General features: G+C 63.6%; 25 protein-coding genes and 1 tRNA gene. 16 read left to right on the top strand and 10 right to left on the bottom strand.

What is annotated here, in order from left to right:
• Nucleotides 1–17 precede the first annotated feature (17 nt).
• Genes ABFC66_RS11490 through ABFC66_RS11480 form a run of 3 tightly spaced genes read right to left on the bottom strand, consistent with a single transcriptional unit; the run spans nt 18 to nt 1,843 of the window.
• A complete protein-coding gene (locus ABFC66_RS11490) occupies nt 18–440 on the bottom strand; it encodes a CoA-binding protein (protein ID WP_346741096.1) in 423 nt (140 codons plus the stop codon).
• Between the two features lie 3 nt (nt 441–443).
• Nucleotides 444–1,259 (bottom strand): enoyl-CoA hydratase, encoded by an 816-nt coding sequence (locus tag ABFC66_RS11485; RefSeq protein WP_346741095.1) that lies wholly within the window; start codon nt 1,257–1,259, stop codon nt 444–446.
• A 56-nt stretch (nt 1,260–1,315) separates the two neighbouring features.
• On the bottom strand, nt 1,316–1,843 hold the full coding sequence (locus ABFC66_RS11480) for a GNAT family N-acetyltransferase (RefSeq protein WP_346741094.1): 528 nt from the start codon (nt 1,841–1,843) through the stop codon (nt 1,316–1,318).
• Nucleotides 1,844–1,896: 53 nt separating this feature from the next.
• Here ABFC66_RS11480 and ABFC66_RS11475 point away from each other — a divergent pair, with 53 nt between their 5' ends.
• From ABFC66_RS11475 to ABFC66_RS11450, 6 genes are all read left to right on the top strand, one after another.
• Complete coding sequence (locus ABFC66_RS11475) at nt 1,897–2,373, top strand: PaaI family thioesterase (RefSeq protein WP_346741093.1); 477 nt, start codon at nt 1,897–1,899, stop codon at nt 2,371–2,373.
• A 13-nt stretch (nt 2,374–2,386) separates the two neighbouring features.
• Nucleotides 2,387–3,763, top strand: coding sequence for an MFS transporter (locus ABFC66_RS11470; RefSeq protein WP_346741092.1), 1,377 nt, complete (start codon nt 2,387–2,389; stop codon nt 3,761–3,763).
• A 152-nt stretch (nt 3,764–3,915) separates the two neighbouring features.
• A complete protein-coding gene (gene rplM, locus ABFC66_RS11465) occupies nt 3,916–4,380 on the top strand; it encodes a 50S ribosomal protein L13 (RefSeq protein ID WP_346741091.1) in 465 nt (154 codons plus the stop codon).
• Nucleotides 4,380–4,853 carry a 30S ribosomal protein S9 gene (gene rpsI, locus ABFC66_RS11460; RefSeq protein ID WP_346741090.1) on the top strand — a complete coding sequence of 158 codons (474 nt, stop codon included), beginning with the start codon at nt 4,380–4,382 and terminating at the stop codon, nt 4,851–4,853. Before rplM ends, rpsI begins: the two co-directional genes overlap by 1 nt.
• A gap of 93 nt (nt 4,854–4,946) precedes the next feature.
• Complete coding sequence (gene argC / locus ABFC66_RS11455) at nt 4,947–5,906, top strand: N-acetyl-gamma-glutamyl-phosphate reductase (RefSeq protein ID WP_346741089.1); 960 nt, start codon at nt 4,947–4,949, stop codon at nt 5,904–5,906.
• Between the two features lie 3 nt (nt 5,907–5,909).
• Nucleotides 5,910–6,470 (top strand): pyridoxamine 5'-phosphate oxidase family protein, encoded by a 561-nt coding sequence (locus ABFC66_RS11450; protein ID WP_346741088.1) that lies wholly within the window; start codon nt 5,910–5,912, stop codon nt 6,468–6,470.
• Between the two features lie 4 nt (nt 6,471–6,474).
• Here the strand turns inward: ABFC66_RS11450 and ABFC66_RS11445 are convergent, their stop codons facing one another.
• Nucleotides 6,475–7,344, bottom strand: a complete 870-nt coding sequence (locus tag ABFC66_RS11445; protein ID WP_346741087.1) for an EamA family transporter — start codon at nt 7,342–7,344, stop codon at nt 6,475–6,477.
• A gap of 112 nt (nt 7,345–7,456) precedes the next feature.
• A complete protein-coding gene (gene phaC, locus ABFC66_RS11440; RefSeq protein ID WP_346741086.1) occupies nt 7,457–9,361 on the bottom strand; it encodes a class I poly(R)-hydroxyalkanoic acid synthase in 1,905 nt (634 codons plus the stop codon).
• 223 nt (nt 9,362–9,584) lie between these two features.
• Between phaC and ABFC66_RS11435 the strand changes: the two genes are divergently transcribed.
• From ABFC66_RS11435 to rfbC, 7 genes are all read left to right on the top strand, one after another.
• Nucleotides 9,585–10,400 carry a hypothetical protein gene (locus ABFC66_RS11435; RefSeq protein ID WP_346741085.1) on the top strand — a complete coding sequence of 272 codons (816 nt, stop codon included), beginning with the start codon at nt 9,585–9,587 and terminating at the stop codon, nt 10,398–10,400.
• Between the two features lie 212 nt (nt 10,401–10,612).
• The gene (locus tag ABFC66_RS11430) at nt 10,613–11,878 is read left to right on the top strand and encodes an LL-diaminopimelate aminotransferase (protein ID WP_346741084.1); all 1,266 of its coding nucleotides are present in this window, start codon (nt 10,613–10,615) and stop codon (nt 11,876–11,878) included.
• Nucleotides 11,875–13,179 carry a homoserine dehydrogenase gene (locus tag ABFC66_RS11425; RefSeq protein WP_346741083.1) on the top strand — a complete coding sequence of 435 codons (1,305 nt, stop codon included), beginning with the start codon at nt 11,875–11,877 and terminating at the stop codon, nt 13,177–13,179. The genes ABFC66_RS11430 and ABFC66_RS11425 overlap by 4 nt, the downstream gene beginning before the upstream one ends.
• A gap of 32 nt (nt 13,180–13,211) precedes the next feature.
• The gene (glpX, locus tag ABFC66_RS11420; protein ID WP_346741082.1) at nt 13,212–14,183 is read left to right on the top strand and encodes a class II fructose-bisphosphatase; all 972 of its coding nucleotides are present in this window, start codon (nt 13,212–13,214) and stop codon (nt 14,181–14,183) included.
• Between the two features lie 12 nt (nt 14,184–14,195).
• On the top strand, nt 14,196–16,004 hold the full coding sequence (gene recJ, locus ABFC66_RS11415; RefSeq protein WP_346741081.1) for a single-stranded-DNA-specific exonuclease RecJ: 1,809 nt from the start codon (nt 14,196–14,198) through the stop codon (nt 16,002–16,004).
• Nucleotides 16,005–16,108: 104 nt separating this feature from the next.
• Nucleotides 16,109–16,183 (top strand) — tRNA-Glu (locus tag ABFC66_RS11410).
• Nucleotides 16,184–16,260: 77 nt separating this feature from the next.
• Nucleotides 16,261–16,830, top strand: coding sequence for a dTDP-4-dehydrorhamnose 3,5-epimerase (gene rfbC / locus ABFC66_RS11405; RefSeq protein WP_346741080.1), 570 nt, complete (start codon nt 16,261–16,263; stop codon nt 16,828–16,830).
• Nucleotides 16,831–16,896: 66 nt separating this feature from the next.
• On the opposite strand, the gene ABFC66_RS11400 is transcribed toward rfbC, so the two are convergent.
• The gene (locus ABFC66_RS11400; RefSeq protein ID WP_346741079.1) at nt 16,897–17,220 is read right to left on the bottom strand and encodes a hypothetical protein; all 324 of its coding nucleotides are present in this window, start codon (nt 17,218–17,220) and stop codon (nt 16,897–16,899) included.
• A 47-nt stretch (nt 17,221–17,267) separates the two neighbouring features.
• The gene (locus ABFC66_RS11395) at nt 17,268–17,687 is read right to left on the bottom strand and encodes a VOC family protein (protein WP_346741078.1); all 420 of its coding nucleotides are present in this window, start codon (nt 17,685–17,687) and stop codon (nt 17,268–17,270) included.
• Between the two features lie 50 nt (nt 17,688–17,737).
• Between ABFC66_RS11395 and ABFC66_RS11390 the strand changes: the two genes are divergently transcribed.
• Together ABFC66_RS11390 and ABFC66_RS11385 are read left to right on the top strand one after the other, a co-directional pair.
• Nucleotides 17,738–18,520: a Sir2 family NAD-dependent protein deacetylase gene (locus ABFC66_RS11390; protein ID WP_346741077.1), complete on the top strand. Its 783-nt coding sequence runs from the start codon at nt 17,738–17,740 to the stop codon at nt 18,518–18,520.
• A 70-nt stretch (nt 18,521–18,590) separates the two neighbouring features.
• Nucleotides 18,591–20,207: an alpha-glucosidase family protein gene (locus ABFC66_RS11385; protein ID WP_346741076.1), complete on the top strand. Its 1,617-nt coding sequence runs from the start codon at nt 18,591–18,593 to the stop codon at nt 20,205–20,207.
• Between the two features lie 21 nt (nt 20,208–20,228).
• Here ABFC66_RS11385 and ABFC66_RS11380 read toward each other — a convergent pair whose 3' ends face one another.
• A complete protein-coding gene (locus ABFC66_RS11380) occupies nt 20,229–21,110 on the bottom strand; it encodes a cytochrome c (RefSeq protein ID WP_346741075.1) in 882 nt (293 codons plus the stop codon).
• A gap of 23 nt (nt 21,111–21,133) precedes the next feature.
• Entirely contained in the window at nt 21,134–21,790 is a 657-nt protein-coding gene (locus tag ABFC66_RS11375; RefSeq protein WP_346741074.1) for a glutathione S-transferase family protein, read from the bottom strand.
• A gap of 125 nt (nt 21,791–21,915) precedes the next feature.
• Here ABFC66_RS11375 and ABFC66_RS11370 point away from each other — a divergent pair, with 125 nt between their 5' ends.
• A complete protein-coding gene (locus ABFC66_RS11370; protein ID WP_346741073.1) occupies nt 21,916–22,830 on the top strand; it encodes a LysR family transcriptional regulator in 915 nt (304 codons plus the stop codon).
• Between the two features lie 53 nt (nt 22,831–22,883).
• Here ABFC66_RS11370 and ABFC66_RS11365 read toward each other — a convergent pair whose 3' ends face one another.
• Nucleotides 22,884–23,543: an outer membrane protein gene (locus tag ABFC66_RS11365; RefSeq protein WP_346741072.1), complete on the bottom strand. Its 660-nt coding sequence runs from the start codon at nt 23,541–23,543 to the stop codon at nt 22,884–22,886.
• Nucleotides 23,544–23,643: the final 100 nt, after the last annotated feature.

The raw sequence follows: 23,643 nt of genomic DNA, 5'->3' as shown, positions 1-23,643 counted from the left end.
TCGGTCGAGCGCGAAGGCTAAAGGCCCAGCCTCGGCATTTCGATTTTTGGACAGCGGTCCATCACGACTTTGAGTCCGGCGGCCTCCGCTCTGGCGGCACCTTGCGGGTTTATGACCCCAAGCTGCATCCAGACCGACTTAGCGCCGACCTCGACCGCCTCGTCGCAGACGGGCCCTGCCGCCTCCGAGTTGCGGAATACATCTACCATATCAATCTTGTAGGGTATATGGCGAAGCGTCGCATAGACGAGTTCGCCATTGAGCGTCTGACCGGCGAGGCCGGGGTTCACCGGGATGACCCGATAGCCCTTGGCCTGCAGGTAGCGCATGACCTCGTTGCTGTCGCGGGACGGGTTCGCGCTCGCGCCCACGAGTGCGATCACCCTGGTGGATTGGAGAATCTCGCGGATGTCGTCCGGGCCGTAATGATCCTGCGCCACGGGTCAGCGATCCTCCCATGTCGGCTCGCGCTTCTCGATGAAGGCTGAAATGCCTTCTTCGGCGTCGCGGGCGAGCATGTTCTTCACCATGACTTCGCTCGCATAGTCATAGGCATCGCCAAGGCCCTTCTCGAGCTGCTCGTAGAACGCCTCCTTGCCGATGGAGAGCGTGAGCGAGGATTTCGAGGCGATGTCCCGCGCCAGCCCCCAGACCGCATCGTCGAGCTGTTCGAGCGGCACGGACTTGTTGATGAGGCCGATTTCGGCGGCGCGGGCCGCGTCGATCATGTCGCCGGTGAGCAGCATTTCCATCGCATGCTTGCGATGCACATTGCGCGAGAGGGCGACCATCGGCGTCGAGCAGAAGAGGCCGATATTGACGCCGGGCGTTGCGAATTTGGCGGTGTTCGCGGCGACGGCAAGATCGCAGCTGGCGACGAGCTGGCAGCCAGCCGCCGTGGCGATGCCATGAACGCGCGCGATGACGGGCTTCGGCAAGCGCACGATCGTCTGCATCAACGTGCTGCACTGCTTCATCAGCTTCTGGAAATAGGCGCGGCCGCGATCCGCGTCGGTCCGGTGCGCGGTCAGTTCCTTGAGGTCGTGGCCCGCCGAAAAGGCCGGACCGTTTGCGGCGATCACGACGACGCGCACATTGCGGTCTTTCGCGATCAGGGTGAGTTCGTCCGTCAGCGCCGCCATCAGCCCTTCCGAAAGCGCATTGCGCTGCGGGCCGCGATTGAGCGTGAGCGTCGCAATGCCGTCGCGGTCGTCGCGCAGAAGAAGGGGCTCGGCTGATTTGATGGCAGGCTCCGACATGGGCTTCCTCGGTTGCGGCTTATTGCTTTGGGGAAAGCATAGCCTCGGCGCGGACTTCAGGCGAGGGCGATGCGGTAAAGTACATGCCGCTTCAGTAGATGCCCTTCGGGGAGGCGCGGATGGTCGAAATCCTCCGCCGGGTCGCGCTTCATGCCGAGCCGCTCCATCACCGCGCGGGACCGCAGATTGGCGGGCACGGTGAAGGCAACGATTTCATCGAGGCCGAGCGTCTCGAAGCCGAAGGCGATGGCCGCGTGCGCCGCTTCCGTCGCATAGCCTTTGCCCCAATGCTCCCGGGCGAGACGCCAGCCGATCTCTACGGCGGGCGTGAAAGGCGCGTCGAAGCCTACATGCTGCAATCCGGCAAAGCCGAGGAAGGGCGCGGCGCCCTTGAGTTCCAGAGCCCAGAAGCCGAAACCATGTTCTGCGAAATGAGCGACGATGCGCGACATGGCGGCCTCGGCTCCGGCTCGGTCGAGCGGGCCGCCCAGATATTCCGCGACGGCAGGATCGGTTGACATGGCGGCGAACGGCTCGATGTCCTCCTCGCGCCAGGGACGCAGGATCAGGCGTTGAGTTTCCATGTTTGTCGGCTGTGCAGGCATGAGCATGGTTGAGCGAGTGAGGGCGCACTAGTATGAACCAGCGCAAGGCAAATAAGAACAAGGAGGCGCGCGTGGCCGATCTCAGTCCCATCATGAGCGTCGAGGAACTCGACCGCTTCATGGACGTGGCATTTCCGCAGATGCATGAAGGCGGGCGCCTCAATGTGATCGAGGAGGTAGGTCCCGGGACCGCGCGGCTGCGTCTTCGCTATTCCGACAGGAACCTGCGCCCCGGCGGCACGATCTCGGGTCCGGCCATGATGGCGCTGGCGGACTACGCCATGTATGCCGTGGTGCTCGCCCATATCGGGCCGGTGGCGCTGGCGGTCACGACCAATCTCAGCATCAACTTCCTCAGGAAGCCGGGCCCGGACGATATCATTGCCGAGGCGAAGCTCCTGAAGCTCGGACGCAGGCTTGCGGTCGGCGATGTGCTCATGTGGCAGGAGGGGCTCGACGGGCCCGTCGCCCATGTGACCTCGACCTATTCGATCCCGCCCGACAGATGACGCGTTTCGCTCGATGACAGTAACGGCGACAGATGGGCTTCCCGTTCCGCGGCGCCATTGGGCGGCGCTGACCGTCGGGATCGGCATCACCATGGCCGTGATCGACGGCTCGATCGCCAATATCGCGCTGCCGACCATTGCGCGCGATCTCAAGGCGACGGCGGCGGAGTCGATCTGGATCGTGAACGCCTATCAGCTCATCGTCATGATTTCGCTGCTGCCGCTTTCCTCGCTCGGCGAGCTCGTTGGTTATCGGACGATCTATCGCTGGGGCATCGTGCTTTTCGGGATCGCGTCGCTTGCCTGTGCGATGGCGGACTCGCTGACCACGCTGACACTCGCGCGCATTCTGCAGGGCGCGGGCGCGGCGGGGATCATGAGCGTCAATTCGGCGCTCACGCGCTTCACCTATCCCAAGGCGCAGCTCGGACGCGGCATCGGCATCACGGCCTTCGTGGTGGCGACGGCGGCAGCGCTTGGGCCGACCATAGCGGCGGGTATCCTTTCCATCGCGACCTGGCCATGGCTCTTCGCCGTCAATGTGCCGCTCAGCATTCTTGCCTTTGCGATTTCGCGCAGCCTGCCGGAGACGACGCGCGGCAGTCATCGTTTCGACTGGACGAGCGCGGCCCTCAACGCCGTCACCATCGCGCTGGTCATCATTGCCATCGACGATTTCGGGCGCGGCACGGCCCGCCCGCATGGCTATTGGCCCATCATGCTGGAAATCGGCGGCGCGCTTGTCTGCGGCTTTCTGCTGGTGTGGCGGCAGCGCGGGCGGCTTTCGCCGCTTCTTCCGATCGATCTTCTGAAGATTCCGGTCTTCGCCATGTCGATCTGCACGTCGATCTGTTCCTTCGCAGGGCAGGCGGCGGCCTATGTCACGCTGCCTTTCTTCATGCAGAGCGTGGTCGGCCGCAGCGAGGTCGCGACGGGCCTCCTCATGACGCCCTGGCCCATGACCATCATGGTCGTGGCGCCGCTGGCGGGCCGCCTTGCGGATCGCTACCCCTCCGGGCTTCTCGGCGGGGTTGGAATGGCCCTTTTCGCCGCCGGCCTGATATCGCTCGCCATGCTGCCCGCCGATCCGGGCACGCTCGACATCGTGTGGCGGATGATGCTTTGCGGGGCCGGATTCGCGCTTTTTCAGTCGCCCAACAACCGGACGATCATCGGTTCGGCTCCCGTGGAGCGGACCGGCGGGGCAAGCGGAATGCTCGGCACAGCGCGGCTTCTGGGGCAGACGGTCGGGGCGGCGATGGTCGCCCTGATCTTCAATCTTCGCCCGGATGGCACGCATACCGCGCTTTACATGGCTGCAGGCTTCGCGCTGGCGGGCATGGTCATGAGCTCGCTCCGGCTTTCGGTTCAGCCATCGGTGAAGCGCTAGAAACGCGGCACTATGATACCGCATACGAAAAACTGCCGGATTTCAGCGGTTTTCAGGCCATTTCCGTTGACACTATGCCGAACCTGCCTTAGAAGCGCGCCCAGACGAGGGCCGATTTCCGGCCCTTTTGCAGATTCCGCAGGATTTTTCGCATGAAGACCTATTCCGCGAAACCCGCCGAGATCGAGAAGAAGTGGATCGTGATCGACGCCGAAGGCGTCGTCGTAGGTCGTCTCGCGACGTTCGTCGCGAACCGGCTGCGCGGCAAGCACAAGCCGACCTACACGCCCCACCTCGACGACGGCGACCATGTCATCGTTATCAACGCCGAGAAGGTTGCCTTCACCGGTGCGAAGTACGAGGACAAGCGCTACTACCGCCACACGGGTCACCCCGGCGGTATCAAGGAAACCTCGCCCAAGAAGCTTCTTGAGGGCCGTTTCCCCGAGCGCGTGCTCGAACTGGCCGTGAAGCGCATGATCGCGCGCGGTCCGCTCGCCCGCAAGCAGATGGGCAACCTGCACATCTATGCCGGTCCGAGCCATCCGCATGAGGCGCAGCAGCCTCAGAAGATCGACTTCGCGTCGCTCAATCGCAAGAATGTGAGGGTTGCATAATGGCGCAAGAGACCCATTCGCTCGAGGACCTGAAGGACGCGATCGCGGCCGAGGCTCCCGAGGTTCGCCAGCCGAAGCTCGACAAGTTCGGCCGCGCCTATGCGACCGGTAAGCGCAAGAACGCGGTCGCCCGCGTCTGGATCAAACCGGGCTCCGGCAAGATCGTCATCAACGGCCGTGAGCTGGACCGCTACTTCGCGCGTCCGGTTCTCCGCATGATCCTGAACCAGCCGCTCGTCGCCGCTCAGCGCGAGAAGCAGTACGACATCACCGCGACGGTTATCGGCGGCGGTCTCTCCGGTCAGGCCGGTGCGATCCGTCACGGCATCTCGCGCGCGCTGACCTACTTCGAGCCGGCCCTTCGCGCCGTGCTGAAGAAGGACGGCTTCCTGACGCGCGACAGCCGTGTGGTCGAGCGTAAGAAGTACGGTAAGGCCAAGGCCCGCCGTAGCTTCCAGTTCTCGAAGCGCTGATCGCTTTTCGCGGTTACGATCAAGGGCGCTTCGGTATTTCCGAGGCGCCCTTTTTGTTTGTGCGGTTTTCCTGAAGGTCGGGTGGAGCGAAAGATGACGACGCAGATTTTCATCGATGGCGAGGCGGGGACCACGGGTCTCCAGATCAGGGCGCGGCTCGAGAAGCGGGGCGACCTTGAATTCATTCGCCTGAGCGACGAGAAGCGCAAGGACGCGGCTGCGCGGAAGGACGCGCTCAATGCCGCCGACATCGTGATCCTTTGCCTGCCGGACGAAGCGGCGAAGGAAGCGGCGGCGCTCATCGAAAATCCATCGGTGCGCGTCATCGACGCGTCGAGCGCACACCGGACGACACCCGGCTGGACCTATGGCCTGCCCGAGATGAGCAAAGGGCAACGCAAGGAAATCGCGGGTGCGAAGCGCATCACCAATCCGGGCTGCTATCCGACAGGCGCGATCTCGCTCATCAGGCCGCTGACGCAGGCCGGCATTCTGCCGTCCGGCTGGCCGGTGACGGTGAACGCGATTTCCGGCTATTCCGGCGGCGGCAAGCAGATGATTGCCGAGTTCGAGGACAAGGCGGCGCCGAATTACACCGAGGTGCCTTATCGCATCTATGCGATGGGCCTTGAGCATAAGCATGTCGAGGAGATCCGCGTGCATGGCGGCTTGAATCACAGGCCGCTTTTCGCGCCTGCCGTGGGCCGCTACGCCCAGGGCATGATCGTGGAAGTGCCGCTCCAGCTCTGGGCGCTGCCGGGCGATGCCACGGTTGCTCGCGTCCATGAGGCGATTGCGGATTCCTACGCAGGCGAACGCTTCGTCTCGGTCGCTTCACTCGATGAAGCTGCGGCGCTGAAGACGCTCGACCCGGAAGGCCTCAACGGCACGAACGAGTTGAAGCTCTTCGTCTTCGGCAATGAACAGCACAAGCAGGCGCGGCTCGTGGCGCTGCTCGACAATCTCGGCAAGGGGGCGTCGGCGCAGGCCGTGCAGTGCCTCAATATCATGCTGGGATTGGACGAGGGGCTGGGAGTCAACCTGGAGGGATAAGACATGGCCAAGCAGCTTGCGTCGATCGAGCCGGACCTGCGCGCATTCATTGAGCGCCAGCATGTTTTCTTCGTCGCTTCGGCGACGGCGGACAGCCGCGTCAATGTCTCACCCAAGGGGCTCGATGCGCTGCGCGTGCTTGGGCCCAACAGCGTCGTCTATCTCGACCACACCGGCAGCGGTAGCGAAACGGCGGCGCATCTCAAGGCCGATGGCCGCCTGACGATCATGTTCTGCGCCTTTGAGGGCGCGCCAATGATCCTGCGGCTTTATGGGCGTGGGCGCACCATCCGGCGCGGCAGCGAGGAATATGCGCGATTGCTGGCGGCTCAGTTCGGCGGCGTCGAGCCTGCCGGCGCGCGGCAGATGGTGCTGCTCGATATCGACCTGGTGCAGACCTCCTGCGGCTATGCGGTTCCGCATTTCGAATATCGCGAAGAACGCCCCGGCCTGACGCGATGGGCGGAAAGCAAGGGCGAAGAAGGGCTCGACGCCTATCGCCGCGAGAAGAACGTGGTCAGCCTCGACGGATTGCCGACAGGGCTCTTCGACGCCGCCGAATAAGCTCTCAGAGTTTCAACAGGATGACGCCTGCGGCGACGGTCGCGGCGGCGGCGACGGCTCGCCATCCGAGGCCTTCCTTCAGGATGAAGCCGGAAATCAATGCGCCGAAGACGACGCTGGTTTCGCGCAAGGCCGCCACGGGTCCGAGCGGCGTGATCGACATGGCCCAGATGACCAGCCAATAGGCGATGATTGATGCGAGTCCGCCGCCTGCGCCGTAAGCCCAGGCGCGCTGCGGACGCAGCAGCGCCGTTCCCCGCCGCCACAACGCGATGGCGACGATGCTGATGCCGTCGAGTGCAAAGAGCCAGATCACATATTGGCTGGGCGAAGGCGCGACGCGGCCGCCAAGCCCGTCATTGAGCGTATAGCTGGCGATGAAAAGCGACGTGCCGAGCGCATAAAAGATCGCGTGTGAATTGGTCGGCGTCTGCGTTCCGTTCTTCGGGCGCCAGGCGAGGCTCACGACGCCGGCAAGAACGAGGACGATGCCCACCGTGGCAAGCAAGGGCAACTGCTCGCCGAGGAAGAAGAAGCCGATCAGCGTAACGATGGCCGGCGCGATACCGCGTGCCAGCGGATAGACCTGCCCGAAATCGCCGTGGTGGTAGGCTTTGACGAGGAAGACCTTGTAGCCGGTATGGAGCGCCAGCGAGAGCAGGATGATCTTCCACACCTCCCAGCTCGGCACAGGCGTGAAGGGCAGGAGGGGCAGCATCATCAGGCTGCCGCTGCCGGCCACGAAGGCCATCATCGACAGCCGGTCGCCATTCGATTTGACGAGCGCGTTCCAGACCGCATGAAGCAGCGCAGCGAGCAGGACGAGGAGGGTGATGCCGAGCGACAGGATGGGCCTCCGCCATTGTTTGCGCAAACCTAGCGGGGCTGTCGCTTGCAGGACAGTTGCGAATTTCGGTGTGAGGCCTGCGGAAATCCGGTGAAGGCCAGACCGCTCCGCCCGAGAGACGATCCGTCAGCGATGGCGACTATTCGTTCGACTTGACCATCACATAGGACCCCGGCGCGTCTTCGAGCACGGTGAGGCCGCGATCTCCCGGCACACGTGCTGGCACGAATTCCCCGGCCATGTCGCCGACCCAGGCGTGCCAATCCGGCCACCAGGAGCCCGGCGTTTCCGTGGCGTCTGCGATCCATGCATCGGGCGTCGCGGGGAGGGCGTCGTTTGTCCAGTACTGGTATTTCTGCGCCGTAGGCGGATTGATGACGCCTGCGATATGGCCGGACCCGGCGATGATGAATTTCACCGGGCCGCTGAAGAGGCGCGTCGCCTTGTAGACCGAATTGTAAGGCGCGATGTGATCCTCCCGGCTCGACTGGAGATAGACCGGAATCTTCACCTTCGAGAGGTCGAGCTTTTCGCCGCCAAGCTCCATCTTGCCTTCGGCGAGATGGTTCCGGAGGTAGCATTCGCGCAGGTAGAAGATGTGCATCTTCGAGGGCATGCGCGTTGCGTCGGCATTCCAGTAAAGAAGGTCGAAGGGAACGGGCTCGCGGCCGAGCAGGTAGTTGTTGACCACGTAGGACCAGATCAGCTCGTTCGAGCGCAGCATGTTGAAGGTGGACGCCATGGCCGAGCCTTCAAGAACGCCCCCATGCGCCTCCATCTGCTGCTCGACCTCGGGGATCTGTTCCTCGTCGATGAAGACCTGAAGATCGCCCGCTTCGGTGAAGTCCACCTGAGTGGCAAAGAAGGTCGCCGACCTGATGCGCTTGTCGCCTTTCGCCGCCATGTGGGCGAGGCTGGAGGCAAGCAGCGTGCCGCCGATGCAATAGCCGATGGCGTTGACTTCCTTTTCGCCCGTCGCCTTTTCCACCGCGTCGAGAGCGTCATAGACGCCTTCGTACATGTAGCTCTCGAAGCTCTTCATGGCGAGTTGCGCGTCGGGATTGACCCAGCTCACCACAAAGACGGTGAAGCCCTGCGCGACGGCCCATTTGACGAAGGATTTTTCGGGCGTGAGGTCGAGGATGTAATACTTGTTGATCCAGGGCGGGAAGATGAGCAGCGGCCGCTTGTGGACCTTTTTGGTTGTCGGCTCATATTGCAGCAGCTGGATGAGATCGTTCTGGTAGACGACCTTGCCCGGGGTGAGCGCGATGTTTTCGCCGAGGCGGAAGGCCTTCATGTCGGTCTGCTGAATCTGCAGACGACCATTGCCGCGTTCCACATCTTCAAGCAGGTGCTGCATGCCCTGCACGAGGTTCTCGCCATTCGTGGCGAGCGTCGTGCGCAGCACTTCCGGATTCGTCAGCAGAAAGTTCGAGGGCGAGAAGGCATTCGCGAACTGGCGGACATAGAAGTCGGCCTTCTTGCGCGTATGCGCGTCGATGCCCTGCGTCGCCTGCACCTGCTGCGTCAGCCATTGGCTCGCGATGAGGTAGGATTGCTTCAGCAGGTCGAAGGCGAGATTGTTCTGCCACTCCGGATCCTTGAAGCGCTTGTCGGAGCGCGAAGGCTCGACGACCGGCTTCGTCTCCTCGCCGAGGAAACGGCGGGTCGTCGTCTGGAAGAGGTCGATATACCCATTCCACAGCTGAACCTGAGATTCGATCAGGCGCGCGGGATCGCGGACATAGTTTGCGGCGACGTCGAGCATGGTCTTGCCGATGCGGCGCATGTCGAGCACGGTTGATTCGGCCGCGCCACGTCCTTCGTTCGACGCCATGAGTCGCGCCGCCTTCTGGCCCAGACTCGCTGCCTTGATCAGATTGACCGCCAATGTGCCCATGTCAGGCACGGGGAAAGTGGGCTCATCGGCATCTGCCGGAGCTCCGGCTGCGGACGACGCAGCGTCGGGCTGGGGCGGTAGTTCGGGCTTCGGGGTCCTGGTGCGCTTCGGCCTTGTTTTCGTTGTCGTCTTTTGTGTCATGGCAACGATCTTCGCGAAGGGGCGCGACAGTTTCTTGAAGCCTGTTTCCGACAGGCCGCGGCTCGTACACTTGATTGAGACCGGTTTTCCGACCCGCGACAAACGGTTTTTTGTTTCGTTCTTATACTATACGGTTGGCGACGCTCGCCTAGGGGCAGCGCGACACCATTCGGCTCGTCGTGGATCTGGGCAGGCATCCAAAAGCGGTCAAGGAGCTATATGAATGTCCCGGCATGGTTGGAACGGCGGAAAACGCAACGGCACTCTCGGGGCGTTTCTGACGCAGGCCGGGGTGGCGGCTCTCGTTGCGGGGGCTCTGACCGGATGCTCCGCCATTCCTGACGACGCCAAGCCGAGCAGCGTTTATGGCGAGAGCAAACCCGCCGAGGCGCAGTCCGGCTCGAACAGTTTCCCGGACCTCGCCAAGGTGCCGTCCAGCGCGCCGGCCACCACCTCCAAGGCGCAGCAGGAAGACATCGCGCGGAGTCTGGCCGCCGATCGCGATAGCGCTGCGAAGACGGATCAATCCCTGACTTCGGGCACGAGCGCTCCGCAGCCCGCCCCGGCAACGCCGGCGCCCGCTGTGGCGGCGCCTGCCGCCGTGCCCGTGCCGACTCCGGCTCCGGCCCCGGTCAAGGCTGCCGCACCGGCGGCGGCTCCGGCTCCTGTAAAGGCGCCCGTCGCGCAGCCCGCACCCGCACCCGTAAAGGCTCCGGCCCCGGTCGCCCCCTCACCGGCGGTCAAGGCACCGGCGCCCGTCGCCACGCCGCCGGCCTTGCCTACGCCCGAAACCATGGCCCCGACGGCGCCGGCCGAGCCTGAGAAGAAGCTCAATCTTGACCCGGGCGTAATCCCGGTCCCCAGGCGCGGCGGTCACAAGACGCTCGAGGAAGCCAAGGGGCTGCCGCCCGCGAAGGAGGCCCCGGCCAGCGCGGCGGCGCCTGAGGAGGAGAAGCCCAACCCGAACGCCGAGCAGCCGGTCAATGCCGCGCCGACCACGCCTGTCGAGGTCAAGCCGACGGTCGGTGGCGGCAAATAGGACCGGGGCTCCGGGAACGATTATTCCCGGAATCCCCCGAATGCGTCACAATCCCGCCTCAGGATGAGGGCCATATGGCCCTCGTTCCGTTTCGCAAGGATTTGCCCGCCATTCCGGCCATTTGAACATGGCCCGGGCGGGGGTTTGGAGCTATAAGGACGCGCGGATTACCCCATTGGGGCAAAAGTCCGGCGTCAATTCAGGATCTGGCCATGAGCGAAGAGTTCCACCGCATAAAGCGTCTGCCCCCCTACGTCTTTGAGAGCGTCAACAAGCTCAAGGCCAAGGCGCGCGCCGAGGGCAAGGACATCATCGACTTCGGCATGGGCAACCCCGACATGCCGACGCCGCCGCATATCGTCGAAAAGCTGATCGAGGCCGTTCGCGACCCGAAGACCCACCGCTATTCCTCGTCGCGCGGCATCCCCGGTCTCCGCAAGGCGCAGGCCGCCTATTACGAGCGCCGCTTCGGCGTGAAGCTCAATCCGGAAACGGAAGTCATCGCCACGCTCGGCTCGAAAGAGGGCCTCGCCAATCTCGCACAGGCGATCACCGCGCCGGGCGACGTCATCCTCTGCCCGAATCCGAGCTATCCGATCCACGCTTTCGGCTTCATCATTTCGGGCGCCGTCATCCGCTCGGTGCCTTTCGAGAGTCCGTCCGGCTTCTTCGACATGCTGGAGCGCGGCGTACGCCACAGCGTGCCGAAGCCCACGGCGCTCGTCGTCTCCTATCCGTCGAACCCGACGGCGCAGGTGGCCGATCTCGATTTCTATCGCGATGTCGTCGCCTTTGCGGCGAAGCACGATATCTACATCATCTCCGATCTCGCCTATTCCGAGATTTATTTCGACGGCAACCCGCCGCCCTCGATCCTGCAGGTGCCGGGCGCGAAGGAGCGGGCGGTGGAGTTCACCTCGCTCTCCAAGACCTTCGCCATGCCGGGCTGGCGCATGGGCTTTGCGGTCGGCAATGACCGTCTCATCAACGCGCTTGGCCGCGTGAAGTCCTATCTCGATTACGGCGCCTTCACGCCCATCCAGGTGGCGGCGACGGCGGCGCTCAACGGCCCGACCGATTGCATCGAGGAAATCCGCCAGACCTACAAGGGCCGCCGCGACGTGCTGGTCGACAGCATGGCGCGTGCCGGATGGGACATTCCGAGCCCGCCCGCCAGCATGTTCGCCTGGTCGCCGATCCCGGAGAAGTTCCGGCATCTCGGATCGATGGGCTTCGCGACGCTGCTGCTCGAACAGGCCGATATGGCCGTTGCGCCCGGCATCGGCTTCGGCGAGTACGGCGACGGCCATGTCCGCATCGGACTGGTCGAGAACGAGCAGCGCATCCGCCAGGCGGCGCGCAACGTGAAGCGCATGATGCAGAACGCCGACCAGATCATTGCGGAATATGAGGATCGGGTGGGCATCAAGAGCAATGTCATCGCGCACCCCAATTCGACGAGAGCGAGCCGCCCGTGACGAAACCACTCAGGATAGGTGTGGCGGGCCTCGGCACCGTCGGGGTCGGCGTGGTCAAGATTCTCGCCGCGCGGCGGGAGTTTCTTGCCGCCGCCGCCGGGCGGTCGATCGACATCGTGGCCGTCAGTGCACGGAACAAGGGAAAGTCGCGCGGAGTCGATCTCGGCTCGGCGCGATGGGAAGACGACGCGCGGGCGCTCGCGACTGCAGATGATGTCGACGTTGTCGTCGAGCTCATCGGCGGTGCGGAAGGCGTGGCGCGCGAACTCGTCGAGACGGCGCTCGCCAATGGCAAGCATGTCGTCACTGCGAACAAGGCGCTGATCGCGCAGCATGGCATCGCGCTGGCAAAGCTCGCCGAGAGCAAGGGCGTCGCGCTCAACTACGAGGCGGCGGTCGCTGGCGGCATCCCGATCATCAAGGCGCTGCGCGAAGGCCTCGCAGCGAATGAAATCGAGAGCGTCACGGGCATTCTCAACGGCACCTGCAACTACATCCTCACCGAGATGGAAGCGACGGGCCGCGACTTTGCGGACGTGCTGAAGGACGCTCAGGCGCTTGGCTATGCGGAAGCCGATCCGAGCTTTGACGTGGGCGGCATCGACGCCGCGCACAAGCTCGCGATCCTCGCGAGCCTCGCCTTTGGCCGCGAGGTCGACTTCGGCAGTGTGAATATCGAAGGCATCGAGAAGATCACCGCCGCCGATATCAAGTTCGCGAAAGAGTTCGGCTACAAGATCAAACTGCTTGCGATTGCCACCAAGTCGGATGGCGGGATCGAGCAGCGCGTGCATCCGGCGCTTGTCGCTGAGGGCTCGCCGCTTGCCGCCGTTTCGGGGGTGTTCAACGCCGTCGCCGTTCGGGGCGACCGGGTCGGCCTTCTTGTTCTCGAAGGCCGTGGCGCGGGCGAAGGCCCGACGGCGTCGGCTGTGCTTTCCGATCTGGTCGATATCGCGCGCGGGCTCGTCATGCCGCCCTTCATCGTGCCGACGAGCCATCTCAAGGCGCCGGTCAAGGCGCGCGCGTCGGGTTCCGAGAGCCCCTATTACCTGCGCTTCAACGCGGTGGATCGCGCCGGCAGCATGGCGGAGATCACACGCGCGCTGGCCGATGCGGCGGTGTCGATCGAACGCATTGTGCAGCGTGGCGATGAGGGCGATACCGGGCGCAAGCCTGTCGTCTTCGTGACGCACAGGACGCAGGAAGGCTCGATGCGCAACGCGCTTGCGCATTTGTCGAAGTTGGAAGATGTGGCGGGCACTCCGCTCGTGATCCGGATTGAAGACGGCGAATCACGTTAAGCAGAATCAAAGGCTTGGCGAGGGAAAGATCGATGACTGGCAAAGTTGGAATTAGCAGGATGCTGACGCTCGAAGTGACGCGAGTCACGGAACGGGCGGCGATACTTTCATCCCTGCTGGCGGGACGCGGCGACGAAAAGGCGGCCGACCAGGCTGCCGTCGACGCGATGCGCAAAGAACTGAACCGCCTCGATATCGACGGCACCATCGTCATCGGCGAAGGCGAGCGCGACGAAGCGCCGATGCTCTATATCGGCGAAAAGGTCGGCACGGGCAACGGCCCGAAGGTCGATATCGCGCTCGATCCGCTGGAAGGTACGACGCTTTGCGCCAAGCGCATGCCGAACTCGCTGGCCGTTCTGGCGATGGCGGAAGGCGGCAGCCTTCTCCACGCGCCGGACACCTATATGGACAAGATCGCCATTGGCGGCGGTTATCCGGCGGGCCTCGTCGATCTCGACGCGACGCCGAAGGAAAACATCGCCGCGCTCGCCAAGGCGAAGGGCGTCGATATTTCCGAAATCAACTGCTGCATTCTCGACCGGCCGCGCCATGCGGACCTGATCGCGGCCGTGCGGGCAACGGGCGCACGCGTGTCGCTCATCACCGATGGCGACATTGCGGGTGTCATCAACACCACCGATCCGACGACCGGCATCGACATCTATCTCGGCACAGGCGGTGCGCCGGAAGGCGTGCTGGCTGCCGCCGCTCTGCGTTGCACGGGCGGCCAGATGCAGGGCCGCCTCGTCACGTCGAGCGACGAGCAGAAGGCACGCGCCGCGAAGATGGGCGTGAAGGACTTCAACAAGAAGTACGACATGCACGAAATGGCATCCGGCGATGTGATCTTCGCCGCGACGGGCGTGACCGACGGCAACATGCTCGAAGGCATCCGCCATGTGCGCGGCGGCATCACGACGCACACCGTCGTCATGCGTTCGTCGCGCGGCACGGTGCGCTGGGTGAAGGCGCTTCACCCCTCCATCGACATCTTCAAGTAAAGCGGAGGCGAATTGGGCGAGGGGACGGCGCATTTCCTGGGAGTTGAACGGTCGCTGACCGGCCGCGCCTGGGTGAGCCGCCTCGCCGACGATCGCCTTGCGCTTGCGATCTCGCAACGCGAGGGGTTGCCGGAAATCGTGGCCCGTGTGCTCGCCGCACGCGGCGTCGCGCCGGAAGATTGCACCGCCTATCTCAATCCGAGCCTCAAGACTCTTCTTCCCGATCCATCGTCACTGCTCGACATGGATCGCGCCGCCCGCCGCGTCGCGGAAGCGATCATGCGTAGCGAAAAAGTTGCCGTCTTCGGCGATTATGACGTGGACGGAGCGACGTCGAGTGCGCTGCTGAAGCGGTTCTTCAAGGCCGTCGGCCACGATATCCGCATCTATATTCCCGACCGTATCCGCGAGGGCTATGGCCCCAATGCGCCCGCGCTGATGGAACTGCGTGACGATGGCTACAGGCTTGTCGTCACTGTCGATTGCGGCACCATGGCGCACAAGGTTCTGGGTCTGGCCGCCGATGCGGGAATCGAAGTCATCGTCATCGACCATCATCAGGCCGAGCCCGCGCTGCCGCCCGCGCTCGCCCTGGTCAATCCGAACCGGCTCGACGATACGAGCGGGCAGGGAACGCTTGCAGCGGTCGGCGTCGCTTTTCTTTTCCTCGTGGCCATCAATCGCGCATTGCGCGACGGCGGCTGGTACGCGACGCATGACGAGCCGGACCTGCTCGCGCTGCTCGATCTCGTCGCGCTCGGCACGGTTTGCGACGTGGTGCCGCTTGTCGGTCTCAATCGCGCCTATGTGGCGCAGGGACTGCGCGTGCTGGCGCGACGGGGAAATATCGGCCTCAAGGCGCTGGCCGATGTATCGAGGCTCGAGGGCACGCCTGCCGCCTATCATCTGGGCTTCCTGCTGGGGCCACGGGTCAATGCGGGCGGGCGGGTCGGCCGTGCGGATCTTGGTGCGCGGCTTCTCACCACATCCGATGCGGACGAGGCGGCGGCCATAGCCGCCGAACTCGACGTCCTGAACAAGGAACGTCAGGCGATCGAGGCGCAGGTGCTGGAAGAGGCGCTGGCGCGGGTCGACATGGCGCTCGGCGCGAGCCGTCGCAATGCCCCGCCGCCGGTGATCCTTGCGGCATCGAAGGGCTGGCATCCGGGCGTCATCGGCATCGTCGCCGCGCGCCTGAAGGAGCGCTACGAGCGCCCGGCCATCGTCGTGGCGCTGGACGGAAAGGGCGAGGGCAAGGGGTCGGGCCGCTCCATACAGGGCGTCGATCTCGGCCGCGCCGTCACGGCGGCGCTCGAATCGGGCCTCCTCGTCAATGGCGGCGGCCACGCCATGGCGGCCGGGCTGACCGTGCGCGAGGACAAGCTGGAGGGCCTTGCCGAGTTCCTGGAGGCACGGCTTGCCGGCGACGTGCTGACGGCCTCCGAATCAAAGGCGCTCCGGCTGGACGGCGCGTTGAGCGCGAGGGGCGCCAATCGGGCGCTTTATGACCTGTTGGAGCAGGCGGGCCCCTATGGCGCGGGCAATCCCGAGCCGCGCTTCGCTTTGCCCGCCATGCGCATTGCCCATGTGGACCTTGTAGGCGGCGCCCATGTGCGCTGCATGCTTACGGGCGAGGACGGCGCGCGCATCAAGGCAATCGCCTTCAGGGCCGCGGACACGCCGCTCGGCAAGGCTTTGCTCGACCGGGGGACGGGCTCGATCCATGTCGCGGGCCGCCTGAAGGCCGATGACTGGCGGGGCCGCCGCGACGTCCAGTTCAACATCGAGGATGCCGTTCTGACGCGGGACGCGACTCCCTGAAACTTCGTTGCGACATGCTCTTGTCAGGGCAGAATTATCCCCTTATAAGCCCCGCCAGCGGTCATCACCGGCCGCGCCGGTCCTCCGGGGCCACAAGCGCATATGCGCCCTTCGTCTATCGGTTAGGACGCCAGATTTTCATTCTGGAAAGAGGGGTTCGACTCCCCTAGGGCGTACCATGTTGCAGCGGCCGGATGGCCGCATTCCCCAGACGATATTCTCGACCGGCTTTCACGAATTGGGAGCGGGGAAAATCATGTCCGGCATCAAGGTGACGCAGCTCGGCCGTTTTCCGGATGTGAAGCTCATCGAGACGCGGCGCTTCGAGGATGCACGCGGCTTCTTCGCGGAGACCTATAGCCAGCGGAGCTTCGCTGAGGCCGGCATTCACACCAGTTTCGTGCAGGACAACCAGTCGCGCTCCGCCGAAAAGGGCACGCTGCGCGGCCTCCATTTTCAGACCCATCCCTTCGCGCAGGACAAGCTCGTCCGCGTCATCCGCGGCAGCATCCTCGACGTGGTGGTCGATATCCGGCAGGGCTCCCCGACCTTCGGCGAGCACGAAAAGGTGGTCCTGAGCGCAGCGAACGGCCTGCAGTTGCTGGTGCCAATCGGCTTCGCGCATGGGCTGGTGACGCTCGAGCCTGAAACCGAAGTCTTCTACAAGGTCTCGAACTTCTATTCCGCCGCGAATGACGGCGGCCTGTTGTGGAACGATCCGGCGCTCGGCATCGACTGGCAGCTCGGCGGCGTTGAGCCTGTGCTTTCGGCCAAGGACCGGACGCATCCGGTCCTCGCGGAACTGCCGCGGCACTTCGAATACTAGGCCGCGCGCCGACATGTCGTCAGTATACGGACCTGTTTGCGCCGAAACTGCCAGATCCGAGGCGGATCAGTAAAAGCCTTCGATACGCTCGCTGCCACGGACGATATAGGGCCGCCCGGCGGCGTCGTAGCAGCGCAGGGCGCTCCAATGCGCCATGCGGCCATCGCCGGTGGGGCCGTCGCGCACGACCTTGCTGCAGGGATGTCCGGGCGGCGGCGGATCGCCGTCGAAGGGGCCCTCGCCGACGAACATCGGCTCATGCATCGGGATGAACGGGCCGGTGGAGAGAGCGTTACCAACGGTGAGACCGCCGGCCATGGCCGCGCTGCCGCAAAGCGCCAGCAGCGAACCGGCAAGGCCGACGAGGAGATGTCGCGTGAACTTGCTCATGGGTGTGAGCTTATACCCGCGCGACGCGCCTCGCCAGATGTGCGGGATTACCAATGCCCCACATTCGGCATGGAAGCCCAGGGCTCCTGCGCGGGCAGTGGCGCGCCTTTCTGCAGAAGCTCGATGGAGATGTTGTCGGGCGAGCGGACGAAGGCCATGCGTCCGTCGCGAGGCGGGCGATTTATGGTAACGCCACCCTTCATCAGCCGGTCGCAAAAGGCATAGATGTCGTCGACCTCATAGGCGAGATGGCCGAAATTGCGCCCTTCGCCCAGCTCTTCCGGGTCCCAGTTATGGGTCAGCTCAATCTGCGCGTCCGGCTGGCCGGGCGGAGCGAGGAAGACGAGGGTGAAACGGCCCGCCTCGATGTCGAAGCGGCCCTTGTTCTCAAGGCCGAGCTTGTCGCAGTAGAAGTCGAGCGACTTGTCGAGATCGCCGACGCGCACCATCGTATGGAGATATTTCATGGGCTTGCGCCTTTCCTTCTGCTCGACTTGGCTTTGCCAGGATTTGGGGCATGATTCACGAAACGGCGGCAAAGGTCAAAGCTGAGGACGCGATGAACAGCGAATTGAAGCGGATGATCGACGAGGCGTCGCGCGTCGTCGTGTTCACGGGCGCAGGCATCAGCACGGAAAGCGGTATTCCCGATTTCAGAAGCCCCGGCGGGCTCTGGACCAAGATGGCGCCGATCGACTTCAACGATTTCCTCCGCTCCGCAGAACTTCGCCGCGAGGCATGGCGGCGGAAATTCGAGATCGACAAGACGGTGCAGCAGGCCGACCCGAACAAGGGGCACATGGCCATCGCGAAGCTCGTCGATATGGGCATCGTCGCCCATGTCATCACGCAGAATATCGACAATCTGCATCAGAACTCCGGCGTGCCGCCCGAAAAGGTCATCGAGCTGCATGGCAACGGCACCTATGCGAAGTGCCTCGATTGCGGCGAGCGCTATGAGCTGGCAGATGTGCGTGTGATGTTCGACGAGACGGGTGAATGCCCCGAATGCCGCAGCTGCGGCGGCTTCATCAAGTCGGCCACGATTTCCTTCGGCCAGGCGATGCCCGAGGAGGAAATGCGCCGCGCGGAGGATGCGGCGCTCGCCTGCGTCCTCTTCGTCGCCATCGGCTCGTCGCTTCAGGTCTTTCCGGCAGCGGGCTTTCCGATCATTGCCAAGCGCAATGGCGCGCGGCTCGTCATCCTGAACCGGGAGCCGACGGACCTCGACTCCATTGCCGACCTCGTCATCCATGGCGAGATCGGGCCGACGCTCGCGCCGATCGCCATGCTCAATTGAGGGCGATTGCCTCGTCTCTCCGACCCGCTACAGTATTCATGAAGCAACGCAAACGGGGAGAAGCGTCGTCATGGGTGCGGAAGCCGGCAAGAAGCCATGGTGGCAAGGGGCGGTCGTCTATCAGATATATCCGCGCAGCTTTCTCGACACGGACGGAGACGGGATCGGAGATCTGAAAGGCATAGAGCGGAAGCTGGACTATGTGGCCTCGCTCGGCGCCGACGCGATCTGGCTTTCGCCCATCTACCCTTCGCCCAATCGGGACTTCGGCTATGACGTATCGGACTATTGCGGCATCGCGCCGGAAATGGGGACGATGGCGGATTTCGACCGGCTGGTGAAGGAGACGCATGCCCGCGGCCTCAAGCTCATCCTGGATCAGGTGTTGAGCCACACGTCGGACCAGCACCCCTGGTTTCAGGAAAGTCTTCTCTCGCGCAACAATGCGAAGGCGGACTGGTATGTCTGGGCGGAGGCGAAGGAAGACGGCACGCCGCCGAACAACTGGCTCGCGGCCTTTGGCGGCGCGGCATGGTCGTGGCATCCTCTGCGACAGCAATATTACTTTCACAAATTCCTGAAGAGCCAGCCGAAGCTGAACTTCCACAATCCGGATGTGGTCGAAGCCTGCATGAATGTGCTGCGCTTCTGGCTCGACCGCGGCGTCGACGGTTTCCGTCTCGATGTCGCCAATTCCTATGTGCATGACGAACATCTGCGCGACAATCCGCCGGTGCCGATGGCCGAGCGTACCTTTGCGAACTGGGCCCATGCGCCGAGGCTTCAACGGCACATTTACGACGCGAATACGCCGGAGAATGAATGGGCGATGAAGCGCGTACGCAAGGTCATGGATGAATATGACGACCGGCTCGCCTTCGGTGAATTCTCCGAAGAGCCCTCCATGTTCGGCATCTATGCGGGCGGCATGGAGCGCCTTCACACGGGCTACACATTCGATTTTCTGGAAGACTGGACCTTCCAGCCGAAGGTCTTCCGCACCTATTTCGACGAGTTGCTGATGCCGCTCGACCATCTCTGGCCCTGCGTCACATTTTCGAACCATGACATCGTGCGCCCGGTGACCCGGTGGGGTGGCGGGCAGGGCGACGACCAGCTCGCCAAACTCGAGCTTGCGCTGCTCATGACGCTCAAGGGCACCGTTCTGATGTATCAGGGCGAGGAATTGGGATTGCCGGAAGTCGACCTTGAGCGGAAATGGATTCAGGATCCGGTCGGCGATCTCTATTTTCCATTCAGCAAGGGGCGCGACGGCTGCCGCACGCCCATGCCCTGGGAGGCGGCGTCGCATGAAGCGGGGTTCACGAATGGCTCGCCCTGGCTTCCCATTCCCGACTACCACCGCGTTCGCGCGGCGGATGCGCAGCAGAAGGACGATGCGTCCGTCCTCGCCTTTGCTCGCCACCTCATCGCCACTCGAAAGGCGCATGCGGCGCTTGTCGACGGCGACATCCGCTTCCTCGAAGCTGAGGGCGACGCCATTCTCGCCTTCGAGCGCGTCGCCTCCGGGGAGCGTCTTCTCTGCGTGTTCAATCTCAGCCGTAACGAGGCGGAGTGGCGGCTGCCTCAAGCGCCGAAAGATGAGCTTTTGAAACTGGGCTCGGCGACGCGCGACGGAACGGGAATAAAACTCGGGCCCCGTTCCGCCGCTGTGTTTGTGGTCTGAGATTCACATTCGGCTTTCGCGTCATCTTCCGTTCGATGCGGACAGAGGCGCGGCGGCTACACGGTCGGAGCCCTCAGCGGCGTTGAGATAGGCGTGGATCGCGTCGATTTCTTTATCGGTCATATGCGAGAGATCGCTTCGCGCGACCTTTGACATCGTGCCGACCTCGCGGTCACCCATCGCCTTTCCCGTCCGCATCAGCGTGTGGAAGTCGGTGAGCGAATAGGCTTGCCCCATCATGCGAAGCGGCGGCGTGTGCATGCCCCAGCCATTGTCGTTTTCCTCGTCGAGCTTGTGGCAATCGCTGCAAATGCTCTGGACGAGATATTCGCCCTGCTTGGCCGGCGTCGCGCGTGGGCGCTGGAGCGGCGGCGCGATATTGCGGGCGCGCTCCGCGCTGAAGGGGACTCTGCCGGTCGCGACGGCGAACCAGCCGATCGGGCCCCATGAGGTACGCGCGGGCTCTGCATCGGCCACTCGCGGTTGAGTGCGCAGCCACGAAATGATGGCGGCGATATCTTCATCGGAAAGGCCGCTGAAAGCGGCGGCGGGCATGGCGATGGCGCTGGTGCCGTCGCGCTTCACACCGTGCCTGATGAGCCGCACAAGTTCGGCGTCGGAGTAGAGCGGAGCCATCCGGGTGAGATTTGGCGCGACGAGCCGTCCGACGCCGGGTGCCTTGAAGAGCACGTTACCGGCTTCGTGGTGGCACCCGGTGCAGCCGAACATATGCGCGCGCCGCTCGCCCTCGGCCACAAGAGTCGTGGAAGGCGCGATGCGAAGTGACGCGAGCGGCACGTCATAATGTTGTGCGAGCCGCCACTGCGATGCCGCGTAGAGCGACGACAGGGCGAGCAGGATCGTTATCGCCGCGATGGCGGCGATCCGCAGAAATATCTTCATGGCGTTGACCTAATGAATGGGGCTCAGGCGGCGCGCGCGGCGCTTACCAGCCCGTTGAAGCCGGCATAGGCAGCGTCCCAGGAGGGCCGCGCTTTCAGCCCCGCGATCCATCGCCGGACGTTGGGCCAGGGGGCGAGGTCGAAGCCGATGACTTCGCCAAGCGTTACATAGGTGGCGCCCAGATAGTCGGCGATGGTGATTTCGTTGCCACAAACGAAATTGTTCGTGCCGATCATGTGGCGGTCGAGAATGTCGAAATAGCGCAGCACGCGCTTGTGGGAGATATCGCTGATGTATTTGCGCGTCGCAGCGTCGTGCACCGCAAAGTCCGGAACCATGACCGGATAGATGGTGAGAGCGCAGAAGGTCAGGTGAAAGCCGGTGTTGAACCAGTCCATCGCCTCGTTGACGCGGGCACGCAGCTTCAGATCGGCCGGATAGGCGGGCGAACTGAACTTGTCGGCAAGATACTTCAGGATCGCGCTGCTCTCGGCCAGGGCGAGGTCATCGTCGACGAGCACCGGCACCTGCATGTTGGGATTGATGGCCGCGAATTCGGCCTTGTGCTGGTCGCCTGCATAAAGGCTGACGATCTCTTCCTCATGCGCGATGTTCTCCTCGGCGAGGAAAAGCGTGACGGCACGCGAAGTCGTCGAGATCGGATCGTAATAGAGCTTCATGGTCTGTTCCTCCGCTTGCGGACCTTAAGGGGGGCGAGGTCCGTGAGCGGGATGTAGTGGCCCGGCCTTTCCTTCTCAAACACCGTTCTTGCGCTCTCGTTCACCAGAAATGCATAATCTCCGGCATGGCCGACTGGAACGACTTCAAATATTTCCTTGCGGTTGCCCGGTCGGGAACGACCCTTGGGGCGTCGCGGACGCTTCAGGTGAGCCAGAGCACCGTCTCGCGCCGGATCGCGGCGCTGGAGGCCGATTTCGGGCTCGAACTTTTCGATAAGCGCCCCTCAGGCTATGTGCTGACCGAAGCGGGGGAGGCCTTGCTTGAATCCGCGGAGGGAGTGGAGGCGGCCGCCGCCGTCGCGAAGGCGGGCGTCGATGCGCTGAAACGGGGCCTGACGGGATCAGTCAGCTTCACGACGAACCAGGTGCTGGGCAATCTGTTCCTCATGCAGGCGATCAGGGACTTCCGGGACGCCTATCCTTCGCTGCGCCTCGAGTTCGTGGCGACGGACAACTATCTTGACCTGCGCAAGGGAGAGGCCGATGTGGCTCTGCGCGCAGGCTGGCGCCCGACGGAGCCCGACCTGGTGGGGCGCTGCGTCGCCAAGGATGCATGGAGCGTCTATTGCAGTCGCGACTATGCCGACGCGCATGGTAAGCCGGAGACGGTCGAGGATCTCGCCAGGCACGCCATTATCACGGTCGATCCGAAGGTGCTTCGAAGCGACATGACCGAATGGGTCAGCGCCCATGTGCCGGAAAGTGCCGTCGTGCTACGCCCAAACAATGTCACGGGTATTTATTCGAGCCTCAAGGCGGGTGTCGGCGTGTCGCTGATGTCGGACTTCATCTGTGCGGGGGATCCGTCACTCATACGCTGCTTTACGCCCGATCTCCCGGCGCCGGAAATATGGCTGCTGACGCATGAGCGTTTGCGCAATGTGCCGCGCATAAGAGCGGTGATGGATTTCTTCGGCGCGTATTTCGCGGCGGGCCTTCATCTCGGCCGAACGCGATCCGGGGTGGCTGGAAACATCTGAAATGAAAACGCCCGGCGCAATGGCCGGGCTGTTTCCTGTTTATAGCGGAACGATCAGAACTTGTAGTTGAAGCCGAGCCGGATCACGTGTTCGGTGATGCTGTTGTAATCCTTCCATCCCAGATTGGCAGTGGCGTTAGGATCGGAAAAGCGGCCGAAGTCGGAATAGCGATATTCGAGACGCGTCGTCCATTTGTCGGTCAGCGCGCGTTCGGCGCCGAAGCCGAGCGTCCATCCATTCTTTGTTTCGGAATTGATGTCGAAGGCCGGCAGGTCTGCAAAGTTTGCCTGCGTATGAGCAAATGCCAGGCCGCCAGTTGCATAATAGAGCGTGTTGTTGATCGCATACCCGGCGCGAAGACGCGCCATGCCGACTGAATCCATGTCGGACTTGCCGTAGCCGCCGAAAGCCCAGTCGGGCAGCGTGGCATTCGCATTGGCACGCCCAAGCTCGGCTTCGCCGCCAACGACCCAGGCGCCCGTCTTCAAATTGTAGCTGCCGCGCAATGTGCCGGCCACGCCTTCGGTCCGTTCTAGATTTGTGTAGATCGTATATCCGGCCGAGGGCCTTGCTTGGGGGAGCTGGGCGCGGCCCCAGCCATAATCGACCTGGGCGCCGACATAGACGCCGGACCATGCGGTGAACGGCTCATATGCGACAGCGGGTGTCGCCAAAAGAAGCGCTGCCGACGGAACGATGAACAAGAGTTTCATGGCTTTCCCCTCTCTTGTCTCAGGCCGGAATCATGGCAGAGGCTGCGGCCCGCGTCCATGGCCGGCTGGGGACGCATTCGGGCATTTGCAAGAAAGAGCG

The sequence above is a fragment of the Parvibaculum sp. genome, from assembly GCF_039680535.1.
Taxonomy (GTDB): domain Bacteria; phylum Pseudomonadota; class Alphaproteobacteria; order Parvibaculales; family Parvibaculaceae; genus Parvibaculum.
Note: the sequence above shows the minus strand (reverse complement) of the source record. Positions and strands in the feature narration are given on the sequence as shown.

Coding starts and splice junctions, on each gene's coding strand:
- ABFC66_RS11485 (WP_346741095.1), bottom strand. CDS start 1,259: ATGTCGGAGCCTGCCATCAAATCAGCCGAGCCCCTTCTTCTGCGCGAC.
- ABFC66_RS11480 (WP_346741094.1), bottom strand. CDS start 1,843: ATGGAAACTCAACGCCTGATCCTGCGTCCCTGGCGCGAGGAGGACATC.
- ABFC66_RS11475 (WP_346741093.1), top strand. CDS start 1,897: ATGAACCAGCGCAAGGCAAATAAGAACAAGGAGGCGCGCGTGGCCGAT.
- ABFC66_RS11470 (WP_346741092.1), top strand. CDS start 2,387: ATGACAGTAACGGCGACAGATGGGCTTCCCGTTCCGCGGCGCCATTGG.
- rplM (WP_346741091.1), top strand. CDS start 3,916: ATGAAGACCTATTCCGCGAAACCCGCCGAGATCGAGAAGAAGTGGATC.
- rpsI (WP_346741090.1), top strand. CDS start 4,380: ATGGCGCAAGAGACCCATTCGCTCGAGGACCTGAAGGACGCGATCGCG.
- argC (WP_346741089.1), top strand. CDS start 4,947: ATGACGACGCAGATTTTCATCGATGGCGAGGCGGGGACCACGGGTCTC.
- ABFC66_RS11450 (WP_346741088.1), top strand. CDS start 5,910: ATGGCCAAGCAGCTTGCGTCGATCGAGCCGGACCTGCGCGCATTCATT.
- phaC (WP_346741086.1), bottom strand. CDS start 9,361: ATGACACAAAAGACGACAACGAAAACAAGGCCGAAGCGCACCAGGACC.
- ABFC66_RS11435 (WP_346741085.1), top strand. CDS start 9,585: ATGTCCCGGCATGGTTGGAACGGCGGAAAACGCAACGGCACTCTCGGG.
- ABFC66_RS11430 (WP_346741084.1), top strand. CDS start 10,613: ATGAGCGAAGAGTTCCACCGCATAAAGCGTCTGCCCCCCTACGTCTTT.
- glpX (WP_346741082.1), top strand. CDS start 13,212: ATGACTGGCAAAGTTGGAATTAGCAGGATGCTGACGCTCGAAGTGACG.
- rfbC (WP_346741080.1), top strand. CDS start 16,261: ATGTCCGGCATCAAGGTGACGCAGCTCGGCCGTTTTCCGGATGTGAAG.
- ABFC66_RS11400 (WP_346741079.1), bottom strand. CDS start 17,220: ATGAGCAAGTTCACGCGACATCTCCTCGTCGGCCTTGCCGGTTCGCTG.
- ABFC66_RS11395 (WP_346741078.1), bottom strand. CDS start 17,687: ATGAAATATCTCCATACGATGGTGCGCGTCGGCGATCTCGACAAGTCG.
- ABFC66_RS11390 (WP_346741077.1), top strand. CDS start 17,738: ATGATTCACGAAACGGCGGCAAAGGTCAAAGCTGAGGACGCGATGAAC.
- ABFC66_RS11385 (WP_346741076.1), top strand. CDS start 18,591: ATGGGTGCGGAAGCCGGCAAGAAGCCATGGTGGCAAGGGGCGGTCGTC.
- ABFC66_RS11380 (WP_346741075.1), bottom strand. CDS start 21,110: ATGAAGATATTTCTGCGGATCGCCGCCATCGCGGCGATAACGATCCTG.
- ABFC66_RS11375 (WP_346741074.1), bottom strand. CDS start 21,790: ATGAAGCTCTATTACGATCCGATCTCGACGACTTCGCGTGCCGTCACG.
- ABFC66_RS11370 (WP_346741073.1), top strand. CDS start 21,916: ATGGCCGACTGGAACGACTTCAAATATTTCCTTGCGGTTGCCCGGTCG.
- ABFC66_RS11365 (WP_346741072.1), bottom strand. CDS start 23,543: ATGAAACTCTTGTTCATCGTTCCGTCGGCAGCGCTTCTTTTGGCGACA.